This is a genomic window from Natronospirillum sp., from assembly GCF_022565775.1.
Classification (GTDB): Bacteria; Pseudomonadota; Gammaproteobacteria; order Pseudomonadales; family Natronospirillaceae; genus Natronospirillum.
Genome location: NZ_JAIUMC010000035.1, coordinates 14,727 through 30,174, shown reverse-complemented (window position 1 = coordinate 30,174; position 15,448 = coordinate 14,727). Strand labels below are relative to the sequence as shown.

The following is a 15,448-nucleotide window of genomic DNA, read 5'->3' as shown; positions in this document are numbered from 1 at the left end:
CAGCAAGAGATCCTTGAGGTTGCGACTGAACACCTGAATGGCGTCGACTTCCGCACGCTCGCGCAATGTGTTGAACAGGTCGGTCTCCAGATGGGGCTGCAGCTTGACCCGCCAGGTCCAGCGCGTCACTTCATTGAGCCAGTTGCTGGCCGCCTGGCCCTGCACCGGCAACTGCAGGTGTTCGGCCACCAGGGCCTGCCCGTGATCGGCATCATACTGGTTCGGATCGGGGATCAGGCTGAGCTGCAACACGCCTTCATTGCGCCCGCGGAATACAGCCAGGGCCCGGTGTGAAGGCATGGTGCGCCAGGGTTCACGATGATCGAAGTAGTCGGAGAATTTCTGCCCTTCCTGCTCTTTGCCGGCCACCACAGTGGCCTGCACGACACCCTTTTGCTGCAGGAACTGGCGCAACAGACCCACCAGGTCGGCCTGTTCGGCAAAGCGCTCCATCAGAATGTATTTGGCGCCATCCAGAGCTGCCCGACTGTCGTCTATTCCCAGCTCGGCATTGACATAGTCTGCCGCTGCGACCTGCGGCTCCGTTTCGGGATGGGCCAAGAGTGTTTCGGCCAGCGGCTCCAGGCCCGCCTCGATGGCAATCTGCCCTTTGGTGCGCCGCTTGGGCTTATAGGGCAGATAGAGGTCTTCCAATTCGGTTTTGGTGGCTGCCGCCGTCAGCTGCTGCGCCAGCTCAGCCGTCAGCTTGCCCTGCTCTTCGATGCTGCGCTGTATGGTGTCGCGTCGCTCTTCCAGTTCGCGCAGGTAGCGCAGGCGCTCTTCGAGATTGCGCAATTGGGTATCGTCCAGCCCGCCGGTCACTTCCTTTCGATAGCGGGCGATAAACGGCACCGTGGCGCCACTGTCCAGCAGCGTGACGGTAGCATTGACCTGTTGCGGTTGCACGGCCAGTTCGGTGGCCAGTTGTTGGTGAATACGTTGCATGTCAGGGTGTCCCGGTCGCTTCAGGGTCAGTTGAGTGAAGTATTGTCGTCGCCGGCAAACAGCGCTTCGACATCTTCTACCGTGTAGTGATAGCTGGCCCGACAGAACTGGCAGTCGACCTGAATACTCCCCTGCTCGACAGCCAGTTGTCGCGCCTCGCTGTACCCGATCGATTGCAGCGCCCGGGCGCTGCGTTCATGCGAGCAGGTACACTCGAAGTAGCGCCGCTGCGGGGGCCAGGTGCGTACCGTTTCTTCATGAAAGAGCCGGGTCAGCAGGCGCTCATTGGGCAGGGTCAGGAGCTCTTCATCGGTCAGGGTATCGGCCAGGGCAATCACCCTGTCCCAGGCGTCACTGTCATGGATCAGGCTGCTTTCATGCGCACTTTCAGGCATGGCCTGAATCAGCATGCCCGCCGCCCGCTCTCCATCGGCCGCCAGCCAGATCCGGGTCCGTATCTGTTCCGACTGGCGGAAATAGTCCTCCAGCGCTGCTGCCAGTGAGTGGTCATCAAGACTGACGATGCCCTGGTAGCGCTTGCCCTGATCCGGCTCGATGGTGATGGCCAGTTGGCCCTCGCCCAACTGCGGGCCACCATCGATATAGTCATCGTTGTAACGCGCAATGGCGCGCAGGCGTTCATGGTGTTCGCATTCGGCCATGAGGGTTCTGATCTGGCCATTGCCGCGCGCCTGCAGGCTGAGCAGCCCGCGAAATTTCAGCGTGTCACTGAGCAAACTGACGGCGGCCATGAACTCACCGAGCAGCCGCGCTACCGGCACCGGATAGGGATGCTGTGACAGCACATCACGATAACTCTTCTGCAGGCCTGTCAGCTCTCCGCGAATGGCCAGTTGGTCAAACAGGAAGCGCTGACATTGATCGGCATCACTCATCGTGTTCTCTCTTTGCAGGTCGGCTTTCAGTCAGGGGAAACCTCAGGGTTCGGGGGATTGCTTCTTGAGTCGCTGCAGGTCGCGGCGCTCTTTTTTCGAGGGCTTGTGGTCAGGCGCCACCTGGGTCAGGCGAGATTGGCGACGCAACTCGGCAGTGCGCTCCCGGTGCGCCTGGCTGTCTTCCGTCTCCTGATAGAGCTTGCGGGCTTCCGGCGCCGGGCCCCGGCGGTCGCTGAGTGCCAGCACCTCTACCGTCAGGTCATCAAAGCCCTTGCGCAGGCGCAGCACAGCGCCCACTTCTACCGGACGGCTGGGTTTGGCACGGGTGCCATTGTAATGCACCTTGCCTCCTTCAATCGCTGTCTTGGCAAGGCTGCGAGTCTTGAAAAAGCGCGCCGCCCAGAGCCATTTGTCGAGGCGGACAGTCCACTCGTCGGTCGTCAACTTCATGGCGATATTGTAGGGTGGTCCTATTGAATCACAAGACATTTCTGCCCTGCTGGTCAGGTACGGCGACTCCAGATTCACTGACAAAAATTGGCCGGCCATTGAACCGCTGAGGCAGAGCTTTCGTAATCAGGGTCAACTCCATTCACGCGTGCTTTCGGGGCACAGCCACTAAACCACGGGATACTCATGCGCCTGATTCGGCTGACGCTGATGATTCACCTGCTGCTGCATGCCGCGCTCTGGCTATCGGCGGGCGCCCTGCTGCTGACCGAAGCGTCGCATGACGGTTCGATTGCGCACTTCTATCAGGTGCTGTGCGGAGCACTGATCATTCACTTGGGCAGTTACCACTGGGCCATGGGCCAGTGGCAGGAAGATCTGAGTGAGGGCCACAGCTGGCCCTCCAGCCTGTCTACGGCACTGATCACGTTTGTCCTGGGCATTGTGGTTCTGTTACTGCCACCTGCAGCGCTATTCGCCACACTGGCAGCAGCAGCCCTGCTCTTCTGGCAGGAAAGCTGGGGGCGAATCGCACGCTACATTCAGCCATGGTATTTGCGCCTGCGCTGGCTGCAGATGGCAAGCCTGGTGCTGACCCAACTGGTTCTCCTGCCCGTCTGACGCAGAAGCGGGTGTCAATATCCTGTGACAAGGCCTGCTCCGCACGGCCTGACCAAGTAAAGGGTGTACAAACGGTAACAGGGTGGCGGCTCACATTGGCTATAATGTGTTCACACTCTCGAATGACAAAGGGTGCCGAAATGGCTGTAGAATCTGCATTGGCGTCTGCCGGGCTGGGTATTACCCCTACCCCGGGGGTGCGTCGTGACGACACGGTAAATGCACCGGGCAACCCGAGCAATGTGACATCGCCAGCCGTGGCCGGAAATGCCGGGCCTGATGTGGCGCTTGAACTGTCTTCTGCAGATACCGGACGACAGGCTCTACTCGACCGGGTTTCTGCCAACCAGGAAGCCCGTGAAGCTGTCAATCAGGTGCAAAATTCATTGGTAGAACAGCGTGAGCTGGCAACCGCCGCGCAAGCCGCCGGGCCAGACGCTCGCCCTGATCTGGAAGCGGCGCAGGCTGACCTGCAGGCAGAGCGAACCGAGCTGGTAGCGCAAGCACCCAGTCTGCAGGACGGGGCGCCGGATACGCCCGCTGCCGGATTGGCCAGCGCACTGCAGGAGCAGGATCTCGTCGGTGAAGCCGACCCGCTGCCCTCCGCCGAAGAACTCGGTGCGGGTATCAGTCGTCTGGGCGACATTCAGGATTCACTGAACGATGCCGAGATAGCGTTGCAGTCCGATTTTGATCAATTGCAGGCAGAACAGTTCCGAACATTGCCGGCACAACAGATCACCAACCCTTCAGAGGCGGATGCCGTGCTGTCACGGGTTCAGGAGCAGGCGACAGAACTGCCGCGTACCTCCAATGCCATTGACGATGATCAGCGGCAACAGGCGCTGAACCTGCTGCAGGTATGACGCCCAGCGCCCTCAACCTGGTGCTGCAGTGCAGGACGGGCAGTCCCTTCACTCGTCGAGCATGGCATACAGTGAGTCCAGCGCAGAGCGCCGGGATTGCTGGGTCTGCTCTTCGGAGGGGGCTTCCAGTCCTTCCCAGACCAGGTCTTCCTGCGGCAGCTCTTCCAGGAAGCGACTTGGCACACAATCGACTGTCTCGCCAAAACGGCGCCTGCGGGCGGCATAAGTCAATGTGAGTGCGCGCTGGGCGCGGGTGATGCCGACGTACATCAGGCGCCGCTCTTCTTCGATGTCGTCCGACTCGATGCTGTTGCGATGCGGCAGCAGCTCTTCTTCCAGACCGATCATGAACACTCGCGGAAACTCCAGCCCCTTGGCCGCATGCAGTGTCATCAGTTGCACCGCATTGGTGTCCTCTTCCTCTTCCTGTCGCTCCAGCATGTCGCGCAAAACAAGGCGGGTGATGGCATCTTCTATGGCCACCTCAGAGTCGTCCTGCTCGTCCCCGCGCTCCAGCATGCCTTCCAGGCTATCGACCAATTGCCAGACATTGGCCATGCGCTTTTCGGCGGCGCGCGCGTTACCGCTTTCCTGGCGCAGCCAGCTTTCGTAGTCGATATCGAACAGCAATTCCCGAATCACATCCACCGGTGCATCGGCCTGGCTGAGCTTCTGGCGCTTGTCATCCAGCCAGGCTACAAAGCTGTGCAGCCGCATCAGGCCGCGACCGGTCAGGACATCATCCAGCCCGCGCTCCCCGGCACCCCGATAGAGACTGATATGCCGCCCGCCGCAGTAGAGGCCGAGTTTTTCCAGCGTCGCCGCACCGATTTCCCGCCGCGGGGTATTGATGATGCGCAGAAAGGCAGCATCATCATCCGGATTGACCAGCAGGCGCAGATAAGCCATCAGATCCTTGATCTCCGCGCGGGCGAAGAAAGAAGTGCCGCCTGACAGTCGGTAGGGAATTCGTGCCTCCTGCAGCTTGATCTCCAGCAGCCGTGACTGGTGATTGCCCCGATACAGCACCGCATAGTCGCGGTATTCCAACCTGTTCTGCAGCCGGGTAGTAATGATTTCATTGACCACCCGCTCGATTTCCGCCTCCTCGCTGGCGGTTCTTACCACACGGATCGGCTCGCCAAACCCCATATCACTCCACAGGCGCTTCACGAACACATGCGGGTTGTGATCGATAAGTTGGTTGGCCGCCTTCAGAATACGGCCGGTAGAGCGGTAGTTCTGCTCAAGCTTGACGACCTTGAGGTTGGGGAAGTCTTCCTGCAATTGAGCCAGGTTTTCAGGACGGGCACCCCGCCACGAATAAATGGACTGATCATCATCCCCGACCACCGTAAATTTCGGCAGGTCGCCGACCAACAGCTTTACCAGCTCATACTGGCTGGTGTTGGTGTCCTGGTATTCGTCGACCAGCAGATAGCGTACCCTGGCCTGCCAACGCGCTCTGACGGCCGGGTCCTTCTGCAACAGTTCGGTGGGCAGGCGAATCAGGTCGTCAAAATCGACCGCATTATAAGCGGCTAACAATCGTGCGTACTGTTCATAGACCTCGGCCGCCAATTCTTCGTCCTTGCTCGCTGCACGGCTGCGTGCCTGAACAGGCGAGCGCAGGTCATTTTTCCAGTTCGAAATCGTATTCTGAAGATAGCCGGCCTGCTCCGTTTCAGTCGTATAGTCCCGGCTCAGGATATCCTTGATCAGGGCCAGCGAGTCGGTCTGATCGAACAAAGTGAAGTTGGGTTTCAGTCCGGCAGCCGAGGCTTCACGTCGCAGCAGATTGAGGCCCAGGTTGTGAAAGGTGGACACGGTCAGGCCGCGGGCCTGCTTGCCCTTGACCAACTGCGCCACCCGGGATTTCATTTCCCGCGCCGCCTTGTTGGTAAAGGTCAGCGCAACGATATGACGGGCCTGGTACTCACAGTCCTGAATCAGCCAGGCAATCTTGCTCGTGATGACACTGGTCTTGCCGCTACCGGCACCGGCCAGCACCAGCATGGGGCCGTCGATGTCATGTACCGCCTTTGCCTGATAATCATTGAGTCTGGTCAAAACGCCCCCCGAGAAAACTGCCCATGGGTCAACCCTTAGGCCTACCCTAGTGTACCCGATCACCGCCCTGATTGATGAATTGTCCTGGTCGACTTTACAGCCGTCGCATGGAAACGTTTACATAAATGCCGGCAGAAAGTTGACGCTTCATGGACGAAGCAGGCATTATCCAGTGCAACGATCTGCCCAGGCAGTTACGGAAACACGTATCAGAGTCAGTTGCGGTTTCCCTATTAAGGAAGAGGCTCCCACAAGTGAGAGCAGGATGTTAACACGCCCGGAAACAGTGCCAGTCTGTTTGTGTCTGGATAACGAAGACACCATAGCACTTCTTTCCCGAGCCCTGTCCAGTGCCGGCTTCCCGGTTCATTGCATTGCTCAGGACGAGGATGCCATGGCCCAGGCACAGGTCGTGATTTTTCAGCCTTCGGCGCGCACCGCGCACTACCTCAACGAATTTGGCACGCGCAAGGCCTGGATCGCGTTTTCCGAATCGCAGATTGGAAGTGATGTCGAGGCCTACCGCGCCCAGGGCATGCGTGAAGTCCTCTACCAGGACGAGCTGGCACCACTGCGCCTCAGACGCACCATCGGTCGCGCCCTTTATGCACAGCGCTCCCTGCAGCAGCTCAGTCGCTTCGACAGCCTGACCGGCCTGTACAGCAACCGGGGCTTTCTCGAGGTCACCGATCAGGCGCTGTTCAATGTGGCCAGCAATGGACGCCTGGTGGCCTTGCTGGCACTGGATATCCGCCAATTCAATGATCTCAACGCGCAATTCGGTTTCAGTTTCGCCGATCTGGTGCTGACTCATGTGGCCGAACGTCTGCGGCGCGCGCTGGGGCCGCTGGCCAAAATCGCTCGCCTGGGGGGCGATGAATTCCTCATCCTGCTCGAAAACCTCGCCAATCGAGAGGCCGCGGAACGCCTGGTAAGGCGCATTCTGAGCCTGTTCGAGGAACCCATAGAAGTAGAACAGCACCATCTGGGGCTGAGTGTCGATATCGGCGTCGTCTGTTATCCGCAGACCCTGGGCAGTGCCGAGGATCTGATGCGCAAGGCCCATACCGCCATGCACCAGGCCAAGAAACAGCAATGCACCGTGTTCCGCCATGAACAGGGACAGGCGAATACCGCCAGGGGCAATCTGGAACAGGAGCTGCGCCAGGGCCTGCGACGCAACGAATTCGAGCTCTACTATCAGCCACGGGTCTGTATCCATACCCATCGTCTGCTGGGCATGGAAGCCCTGATCCGCTGGCATCACCCGGAACGGGGAACACTCAGCCCCGGAGAGTTCATTCAGGTGGCTGAACATTCGGGCCTGATCGTGCCGCTGGGCTACTGGATTATCGATCAGGTCTGCAGTGACCTGCAGGTTATCCAGAGTCACGGTCTGGATGATGTGACCGTGGCCAGCAACCTGTCGTTTCGCCAACTCCAGGACGAGCAGTTCTGCCATGTCATGCCAAGGCTGCTCAAGCGCTCTGGCACCGATGCCACCCTGCTGGAGTTCGAACTGACCGAAACCACCGTGCTGACCGACCCCAGGCGCGCGCTCGAAGCGCTACAGGCCGTCCATGAACTGGGTGCCACCCTGTCGCTCGACGACTTCGGGACCGGTTACTCCTCGCTGACCCATATCCGCCAGTTTCCGATCAGCCTGCTCAAGATCGATCGCAGCTTTACCCAGCGGGTGACCCTGGATCGCGAAGCGGACTCCATCGTGCGCTCGATCATCAACCTGGCCCATGACCTGAACCTGAAGGTCGTCGCTGAAGGGGTGGAGAATCCGGCGCAACTGGAGTTTCTGGTCAGCAACGGCTGTGACCAGGTTCAGGGCTTCCTGTTCAGTCACCCGCGGCCACTCTGGGAAACCCTGCAACTGATCGACCATACGCTGCGCCATTTCAACGATCAGCAAGCCTGACGGAACCGGCGCCGTGCCGGTCAGGCGGAACCCAGCCCCAGACGATCCAGTTGACGCAGATTGATGGCCTCCATCAGGTGGGCCTTGCCAATGCGGTCTGCCTGCTCCAGGTCTACCAGCGTCAGCGCTACCCGCTCAATCCGGTGCTGAGCGCGGGCACTCAATTTCAGTTTTCTGGACAGGCCGATCAACTGGTCGCGCTCTTCCTTTGCCATCACACCCATGTCTGCCAGCCTGCTGCTGTTCAACTCATGATTGCGACACCCCTGACGGGCTATCTGGCGCGCCCAGGCCGCCTGCACGCGCGCCTGCACCGTTTCGGTCGGTTCGCCCGGCGATCGGGCCTGCAGCACTTCCGGTGGCACGGCAGGCACTTCCACATACAGGTCAAGGCGGTCCAGAAACGGCCCACTGAGTCGGCTCAGGTAGCGCCGCAACTGATCGGGTGAATAACGCTGGCTACGTGCATCATCCGCACCGTAGCCCCCAGGCGTCGGGTTCATCGCGGCGATCAGTTGAAAGCGGGCCGGAAAGCGGCTTTGCCGGGCCGCCCGGGCAATATGAATTTCACCGGCCTCCATGGGCTCACGCAGCACATCCAGAGTAGACCGCTGGAATTCAGTCAGCTCATCCAGAAACAGCACGCCATGGTGCGCCAGCGTGATCTCCCCCGGCCGCGGCACCGAGCCACCTGTAGAAAACACCTATTAACTAGAATATAATGGTTACAATGCCGTATAAATTCGTACGATTGTGCGAATAGATTGGAATAGAGTCTGCATGTAATGAATAGAACGACTTACAATTTTCATGTAATTGCTAGAACGAGCAACAGGAGGCTCCCTGGTTGTTACCGAAGCTCGTCCGGATACCTCCATACGCCCGCTGGAAAAGTGGCTTATGAGTCAGGCCTGGAGCGGGATTACTTCACACAGATTTCCATACATCCAGGCTTCCGGCGCATTACTTGGAATCCGATTGAGCTGGAGTACACTGACTCTTGGGGCAAACGGCGCATTTACACACCGGACGCGTTGGTCGAATTTAGTCTTGGCTCCGGAATGCCCCCCTGTCTGCTGCTGGAGTTGAAGCCTCGGAAAGAACTAATCCAGAAAATTGACCAGTTGCGGGACGGCTTCTACGCAGCGAGGGAATACGCATCTAGCATGCGGGGCTGGCGCTTTGAGGTGCGTACTGAACTCTCCCTGATCCCAGCTCTGGTGTCTAATGCCAATTTTCTGGCGCGTTATCACGCGGTTTCGCTGGAAGATCAGTTTCCTGACTATCCCAAGCGTTTGTTTGAGGAGCTGAGCGCTCGTGGGCGCGCAACGCCTGAGGTATTGATCACGGCGTGCTGCTCCACATTCGAAGAGAAAGCCAAGGCGCTGCCTTACCTCTGGGCAATGCTCGCCAAGCGCATTGTGGCTTTTGATATACACTCCCCCATCGACAACAGGAGTCCGATATGGATTCCTTCCTGAAACGCGAGGGGGTGCCTGCTACCGTCGTATTGAAGCCGGGCACCTTGCTTAATTATCAAGGCCGGACGGTCACTGTGGTGGAAACCATCAGCCTTGAGCGCGTCATGGTTAATGACGGGGACTCCGGGCAGTTGATTAGCGCTCCGATTTATCAGCTCAAGCCACTGATTGTCAGCGACTCTACGACAGCAACCGTGCCTGCTTCGTCTTCGCGTGACTATGCAGATTACGGTGACAAGGAATGGGCTGAGATTAACCGGCGTTTTGAGATCATTTTCCCTTTGCTGTCAGCTCAATCCCGCACACTTGATGACGTTAAGGCGGTGTCGGAAACCTCCGGTTTTTCGGTGGCTATGATCTACAACATGATCAAGCGATTTGAGGCGACTCAGAGCAAGGCGAGCCTTCTTCCGGGCAAGCGCGGCAGGCGCAAAGGCACACGCCTTCTCGATGACAAAGTCGAAGCGGTCATAGCGGAGGGTATTCGATTGCATTACCTGACGGCCCAAAAGAAGTCGGTGATCCAAGTGGCCAACTTCATCGAAACGCGTTGCCGCACCTTGGGCATTGAGCCGCCCAGCGTAGGAGCGGTACGCAAACGCATCAATGACCTGGAGCCGAAGTTAACCAAGCGCGCCCGCCACAGTCACAGCGAGTCAAAGCAGGAGATTGATCAGGTACAGACGGGCATCCCTGGTGCCGAGCGCCCTCTTGATTTCATCCAGATCGATCACACGCAGGTCAACACTATTGTTGTGGATGAGCAAGATCGCATGCCGCTGGGCCGACCATGGATCACGCTGGCCATCGATGTGAAGACGCGTTGCGTTCTTGGCATATACCTGTCACTGGACAGTCCGAGCTTCGTGTCCGTTGGCAGCGCAATCTCCAGCATGCTGCTGACCAAACATGAATATTTGGCCTCTCTTGAGCTTTCGGTCGAGTGGCCAATGTACGGTGCGCCACGAAAAATCGGGGCGGACAATGGTGCCGACTTCAAATCAAACTTTCTGACGCGCTCAGTCGAAGATTATCCGTTCTTCATTGAGTGGCGGCCACTGGGCGGCACCAACTTTGGCGGCCACATCGAGCGGCTCATGAGCACCTTCTCGCTGTGGGTGCGCGAGTTGCCGGGAGCGACCTTCGCTAGTCCCAAGGAGCGGGGTGATTACGATTCAGAAGGTCAGGCAGCCATGACTTTGTACGAGCTGGAGCAGTTTGTCGTTCGCCACATCTGTGAGAAGTATCACAAGACACCACACAAAGGATTGAAAGGCGCGACGCCTTATCAGGAATGGGAGCGCGGCATTCTGGGCGCTCCGGGCCAGCCAGGTATTGGCATGCCCTCTGTCTATAGCGATCCCAATCGAGTGCGCATCGACTTCCTGCCGTTCTTCTATCGCACGATCACGCGATCGGGCATCACTTACAAGAACATTCCGTACCAGCATAATGAGGTGTGTGGTTCGGAGAGGTTGGCCCGAGAAAGAAAGTCCGAAGAAGAACGGAAAAGCCTGTTTCGCATCGACCCGCGAGACATTACCCGCATTTGGATGTGGGATCCGGTTTTGGAGGGCTATCACGTTATTCCCTGTGCTGTGCGAGATATGCCGGCGATCAGCCTTTCCGAATTCAAAGCTCATGAACGCGAACTGAAGAACCGAAACCAGCCTCACGATGCCTTTTCCATCGCTCGACACGCTGAAGACAACTACCAGCTTGTCGAAGATGCTAAGAAAAAGACTAAGGTAGCCAAGGCGAAACGCAAATCAGCCGAAAGACGCAAACACAACGCTATGAGGTCGGTAAAGCCAGAATCGCCCCGTCAGGAACAAGCCACACCGTTGTCACCCGTCAACGGTTTTGTTGACGTGGACATTGAGGCATTCGAAGGAGCAGAGGAATGGTAGCGGCTGTGGAGCAAAAGCTTGAAGACGATGCTTTGAGGATGTTGGATCACGATGATATCGCACGTATTTCCTATATCAAGCAAGATCATTGGATTGGTTACCCTGCCGCCACGAGAATCGCTCAGGGCCTAAACGATCTGATCTCGCATCCAACTTCAAGCCGTATGCCTAGCATGGCCATTGTCGGCCGACCCAACAACGGCAAGACCACTCTTGTCAGACGATTCATCAGTAAGCATCCGTCTCAGAACACCGAGAACGGAATCCGTACGCCAATTGTCCTCACGTATATGCCCGCATCATCAGATGAGCCGAAATTTTGGACGAGCCTGTTGACGCAGCTCATGGTCACCCACAGGCCAGCGGCTAGCGCAAGAGCCTTGCAGAACCAAGCGGAGAGGGTGCTGCGCGAAATGGGCGTACGAGTCTTGATTATCGACGAATTCCACCACCTAGCTTCTGCTCCGCTTCGGCAGCAGGAGAATGTGTTGGCGGCATTGAAGAATCTCAGTTCTTCTCTGAGCCTGTCCTTGGTGCTTGTAGGCACACAGGCGCTGCTCGGTGCACTGCGGGCGGATGATCAACTGGCAACTCGTTTGACGCCGTATGTCCTAGAACGCTGGGAAGCCAACCAGAACTATCAGCATTTATTATTCAAGTTCGAAAAACAGTTGCCTCTTCATAATCCATCCAACTTAGCCAGCCCGGAGCTGGCCAATGAAATCTATAGTCGTTCGATGCAAACAATCGGCGGTACTAAGGCTGTGGTGATTCAGGCCGCAATTAAGGCGATTGAGTCGGCCGGAGAAATGATAACGCCGGATATCGTGAGATCGATCGATGTATTTACTCATCACGACTTCGGCAAGTTAATGAAAAAGGTATGATGCATCTTGTTCGGCCGCCACAGGAAGATGAGACTCTGTCGTCATGGTTGTACCGGCAGAGTAAGCTGCATGGCCTTCCGCCCCAGTCTTACACCGCGCTTTCATTGCCTGGCGTTGAGATTTGGACGCGGGATGCGGATCGCTGGCTTTCCGAGATGACAATTCGGGAGATTGCCTGCCGCCTTGGGCAAACTCATGCCACCATTGAAAGTATGACTCTCGCTGGGCGTTACGGTGACGTGCTGGATGAGGTACGCGAATACAACATCGTGCACTGGATTATGCCTGTTGGGGTTTATCACCGTCGTCGACGCCGTCATGGGCAGCAATTCTGTCCGGAGTGCTATCTTGAGAACAGCGTGGTAAAGCTGTCTTGGAGGCTGGCTTGGAATAGCTTCTGCGAGAAACATCAGTGTTCGTTGAGTGATGCCTGCGCAATATGCGATGAGCCGCTAACACTGTTCTACATGGACCCATATCACCATAGTGTTTGTTTCAACTGTGGTCATGACATAGCCACGTCGGATGAGAGCGGGAGGCACTATGATCTGTGCTCGGCTTTCTCACGGCGATTCTCGCCTTCATTTATGGAGGATGCTCCCGACCCCGGATCACTTCGCACTCTGATGACGTTGCAACTGGGGCAGTCGCAGGGTCGCCATCTGCACAGAACATGGTGCAACAGGATTGGGATGGTGCCCATGGCAGGCGCGCGAGGGCGCTGGGAGTGCATGCGCGTGGCTGAACGTCATGTGCTCATTGCAGCAACGGAGGCTGTACTACAAACAGGTCTGGATCGGATTGTGGATGATCTCATCGAGCATGGAGTCACTCGCGAATGTCTGCGAAATCACCATGTCGGCCAAAGTTTCTGGCTCGAACAGTATGTGTATCCAGAACTTGATACGAAGCAGTGTTCCCCAAAATCGCGTGCCAATTATAAGGCGGAGATGGCCGACCCGTTAAAGAAAATTCAGCGTAAGCACACGAGTGTCAGTCGTAGGGCACGAGCCGAAGCGCGAGCGCGTTGCATTGATATCATGTTGCGTGGGATGCATCAGCCATGAAAGAGACAGGGCAATGCCCGAAGTGCGGAAAAACAACGCCTAATAAGGGTAATCGACTGTGTGCAGCCTGTTACTGGGTGCCACGGGCACAACACTCCGCCAAGCTGCAATTGGCGCGACTGGAGCAACATTGGACGCAGGAATTGTGGCGCGCCTTCGAGGTCTGGCTACTGCGCAACTTCAGTCCATACAACGCTTGGAAATGGATGTTTCCAAGCGGCGATGCGTTCGCCGAGTTCGATGAGCGGTTCTCGTCCGCGCAGGACATGACCACAGAGTCTGTGCTGTCGATAGGCGGGCCGGAATGGTTGCGAAAGCATGGTTATGTATCCCGGTTTCTGGCCTATACCAAGATTGTCGATATTACGGATCGCCAGCGCAATGAATGGGCAGAGCAGCGGCGGGTCCAGGACATACTGGATGCTAGCAGGGACGAGAATCGACAAATTCTAAATGCCTTCATTGACTACTGTCAGTCAGGTAGAGGCATTCAAAGCAAGACGCTGAGGGTTTATCTCAAAGCTGGTCAGACCTTTTTGCAGAGTACGAAAACGCCGATACCCGAAGTCAACGAAAAGGCCGTGACCAACTTCCTGCGTAGGCACCCTGGCCACAGAGCGAGCTTGTTCCGGTTTGTTACTTTCCTGCGTGAATCTGGATACGCGCCGAAAGCTGCTGTACCGAAGCGTACTAGGAAGTATCAATCAAACTACAGCGAGCGGGTGATAGGACGTGTTGATACGTTCATCCGGGAGTTCGATGCGACGAAATCGGTGGCTAGAAAGAGAGCGCTGGGCGCGGCGACGATTTCGGAAACGCTAGGGTTGCCGCTGGAGTATTGCCTGAGGCTGAAGAGGGAGGATATCAATCTGAAGATTCAGCCTTGCGAGGTCAGGATCCAAAAGGATTGGTACAGCTGTGCTGAGGTCGTTGATCGGCTTATCCGTGAGGTGGCACAGCTCGATCTTGGTGATGATAGGTTATTCCCGGGGAAACTACCAAGTGATACGTTGTCGGCGGTTGGGGCTGAGTATCATGTGAAGGTAGCGTTCAAGAACGTTATTTTACTGAAGGAAGAGCATGAGTTCTAAAGTTGAGGATTAGAGATGGATACTGCCAAGTTTTCGGTTACTTAGTAATGATGTTTTTTCAGAAATAACGGGCAGATTAAATTAATCTTAGGAGTAGAGAGAAGGCATGGCCTTAGCATATAGTAAAGAAAATGCGTTGAATGCTATCTGCCCATATTTCACGATGTTTCCGCTTGAGTTTCCTCTTCAGGTTATCAAGAAACATATGAAGGATAGGCCTGTCGTACTTGACCCATTTTGTGGGCGAGGCACTACCCTTTTTGCAGCGAGAAATCTGGGATTGGAATCATGGGGGATAGATACTTCTCCAGTTGCTGTTGCAATTGCAAGAGCTAAACTAGCAAGTTGTGATCTCAATGAGCCTCTCCATCTTGCTGAGAGGCTCATATGTGAATCAGATGATGCACCCATTCCTAGTACCGAATTTTTCAAGGCTGCTTATCATCGAGATACGCTTCGGGATCTGTGTGCCTTGAGGCACGGTCTGTTAAATATAGAAACAGAAACTAACGCATCTGCTGTTTTGCGCGCAGCAATTCTTGGTTGCTTGCACGGCCCTCTGCCGAAAAACATAGAAAATGTTGGATACTTTTCAAACCAGATGCCTAGAACATACGCATCGAAACCTGATTACGCAGTCCGGTTTTGGAAAGAAAGAAGCTTAAAGGCGCCTCGGATTGATGTCTTACAAGTGCTCCGCCGGAAAATTGGGAGATTGGTGGGGCTAGATCAGGCATCCTCGTGCTCAATTTCCCAAGTCTTACACGGTGATGCCCAGTCGGCGGAGGTGTTTCGTTCTCTCCGTACATCTCCGTCGATCGTGATCACATCGCCTCCTTACTATGGAATGAAGACGTATGTGCAGGATCAGTGGCTAAGGAATTGGTTTCTCGGTGGCCCAGACAGCACTGACTATTCAAACGGCGTACAGCTCGACCATGGTGGGCAGGACGCCTTCTCAGTCTCACTTGGCAAAGTTTGGCGAAACATTGCAATCAGTTCAGATTCTTCAGAGTCTCTGCATATGTACGTTCGCTTTGGAATTATTCCTTCAGCTTCGGTTGACGCCAAGAAAATCTTCAAGAAGTCCTTAGAAGAATCTGGCATTGATTGGCGTCTAGTTTCGACTCGTGCTGCAAAGTCAGCTCACGATGGAAAGCGGCAAGCAGTTCAAATGAAAACTAATTCTGCTGCCGCCATTGAGTTTGATTTTCACGTGGAGCGAATCTAGACC

General features: G+C 56.2%; 14 protein-coding genes. 9 read left to right on the top strand and 5 right to left on the bottom strand.

Annotated elements, in window-relative coordinates:
* The 3 genes from LAT62_RS08660 to hslR form a co-directional block, all read right to left on the bottom strand.
* The coding region (locus LAT62_RS08660) for a Tex-like N-terminal domain-containing protein (RefSeq protein ID WP_293382050.1) at window positions 1-945 on the bottom strand (945 nt) is incomplete at its 3' end.
* A 26-nt stretch (window positions 946-971) separates the two neighbouring features.
* Window positions 972-1,841: an Hsp33 family molecular chaperone HslO gene (gene hslO, locus LAT62_RS08655; protein ID WP_293382047.1), complete on the bottom strand. Its 870-nt coding sequence runs from the start codon at window positions 1,839-1,841 to the stop codon at window positions 972-974.
* A 42-nt stretch (window positions 1,842-1,883) separates the two neighbouring features.
* Window positions 1,884-2,291: a ribosome-associated heat shock protein Hsp15 gene (gene hslR / locus LAT62_RS08650; protein WP_293382044.1), complete on the bottom strand. Its 408-nt coding sequence runs from the start codon at window positions 2,289-2,291 to the stop codon at window positions 1,884-1,886.
* 186 nt (window positions 2,292-2,477) lie between these two features.
* On the opposite strand from hslR, the gene LAT62_RS08645 reads away from it, so the two are divergent.
* Both LAT62_RS08645 and LAT62_RS08640 read left to right on the top strand, forming a co-directional pair.
* Complete coding sequence (locus tag LAT62_RS08645; protein WP_293382041.1) at window positions 2,478-2,912, top strand: hypothetical protein; 435 nt, start codon at window positions 2,478-2,480, stop codon at window positions 2,910-2,912.
* Window positions 2,913-3,052: 140 nt separating this feature from the next.
* A complete protein-coding gene (locus LAT62_RS08640) occupies window positions 3,053-3,778 on the top strand; it encodes a hypothetical protein (protein WP_293382038.1) in 726 nt (241 codons plus the stop codon).
* A gap of 48 nt (window positions 3,779-3,826) precedes the next feature.
* Here LAT62_RS08640 and rep read toward each other — a convergent pair whose 3' ends face one another.
* Entirely contained in the window at window positions 3,827-5,848 is a 2,022-nt protein-coding gene (gene rep / locus LAT62_RS08635; RefSeq protein WP_293382035.1) for a DNA helicase Rep, read from the bottom strand.
* 265 nt (window positions 5,849-6,113) lie between these two features.
* On the opposite strand from rep, the gene LAT62_RS08630 reads away from it, so the two are divergent.
* Complete coding sequence (locus LAT62_RS08630; RefSeq protein ID WP_293382032.1) at window positions 6,114-7,778, top strand: bifunctional diguanylate cyclase/phosphodiesterase; 1,665 nt, start codon at window positions 6,114-6,116, stop codon at window positions 7,776-7,778.
* 20 nt (window positions 7,779-7,798) lie between these two features.
* Here the strand turns inward: LAT62_RS08630 and LAT62_RS08625 are convergent, their stop codons facing one another.
* Window positions 7,799-8,461, bottom strand: coding sequence for an ATP-binding protein (locus LAT62_RS08625; protein WP_293382029.1), 663 nt, complete (start codon window positions 8,459-8,461; stop codon window positions 7,799-7,801).
* A 210-nt stretch (window positions 8,462-8,671) separates the two neighbouring features.
* Here LAT62_RS08625 and LAT62_RS08620 point away from each other — a divergent pair, with 210 nt between their 5' ends.
* From LAT62_RS08620 to LAT62_RS08595, 6 genes are all read left to right on the top strand, one after another.
* Window positions 8,672-9,259, top strand: coding sequence for a TnsA endonuclease N-terminal domain-containing protein (locus LAT62_RS08620; protein WP_293382026.1), 588 nt, complete (start codon window positions 8,672-8,674; stop codon window positions 9,257-9,259).
* The gene (locus LAT62_RS08615) at window positions 9,244-11,169 is read left to right on the top strand and encodes a Mu transposase C-terminal domain-containing protein (RefSeq protein ID WP_293382023.1); all 1,926 of its coding nucleotides are present in this window, start codon (window positions 9,244-9,246) and stop codon (window positions 11,167-11,169) included. Before LAT62_RS08620 ends, LAT62_RS08615 begins: the two co-directional genes overlap by 16 nt.
* On the top strand, window positions 11,163-12,056 hold the full coding sequence (locus tag LAT62_RS08610; protein WP_293382020.1) for a TniB family NTP-binding protein: 894 nt from the start codon (window positions 11,163-11,165) through the stop codon (window positions 12,054-12,056). Before LAT62_RS08615 ends, LAT62_RS08610 begins: the two co-directional genes overlap by 7 nt.
* A complete protein-coding gene (locus LAT62_RS08605) occupies window positions 12,053-13,123 on the top strand; it encodes a TniQ family protein (RefSeq protein ID WP_293382017.1) in 1,071 nt (356 codons plus the stop codon). The genes LAT62_RS08610 and LAT62_RS08605 overlap by 4 nt, the downstream gene beginning before the upstream one ends.
* Window positions 13,120-14,214 carry a hypothetical protein gene (locus LAT62_RS08600; protein ID WP_293382014.1) on the top strand — a complete coding sequence of 365 codons (1,095 nt, stop codon included), beginning with the start codon at window positions 13,120-13,122 and terminating at the stop codon, window positions 14,212-14,214. The genes LAT62_RS08605 and LAT62_RS08600 overlap by 4 nt, the downstream gene beginning before the upstream one ends.
* Before the next feature lie 106 nt (window positions 14,215-14,320).
* Complete coding sequence (locus LAT62_RS08595; protein ID WP_293382011.1) at window positions 14,321-15,445, top strand: DNA methyltransferase; 1,125 nt, start codon at window positions 14,321-14,323, stop codon at window positions 15,443-15,445.
* Window positions 15,446-15,448 lie beyond the last annotated feature (3 nt).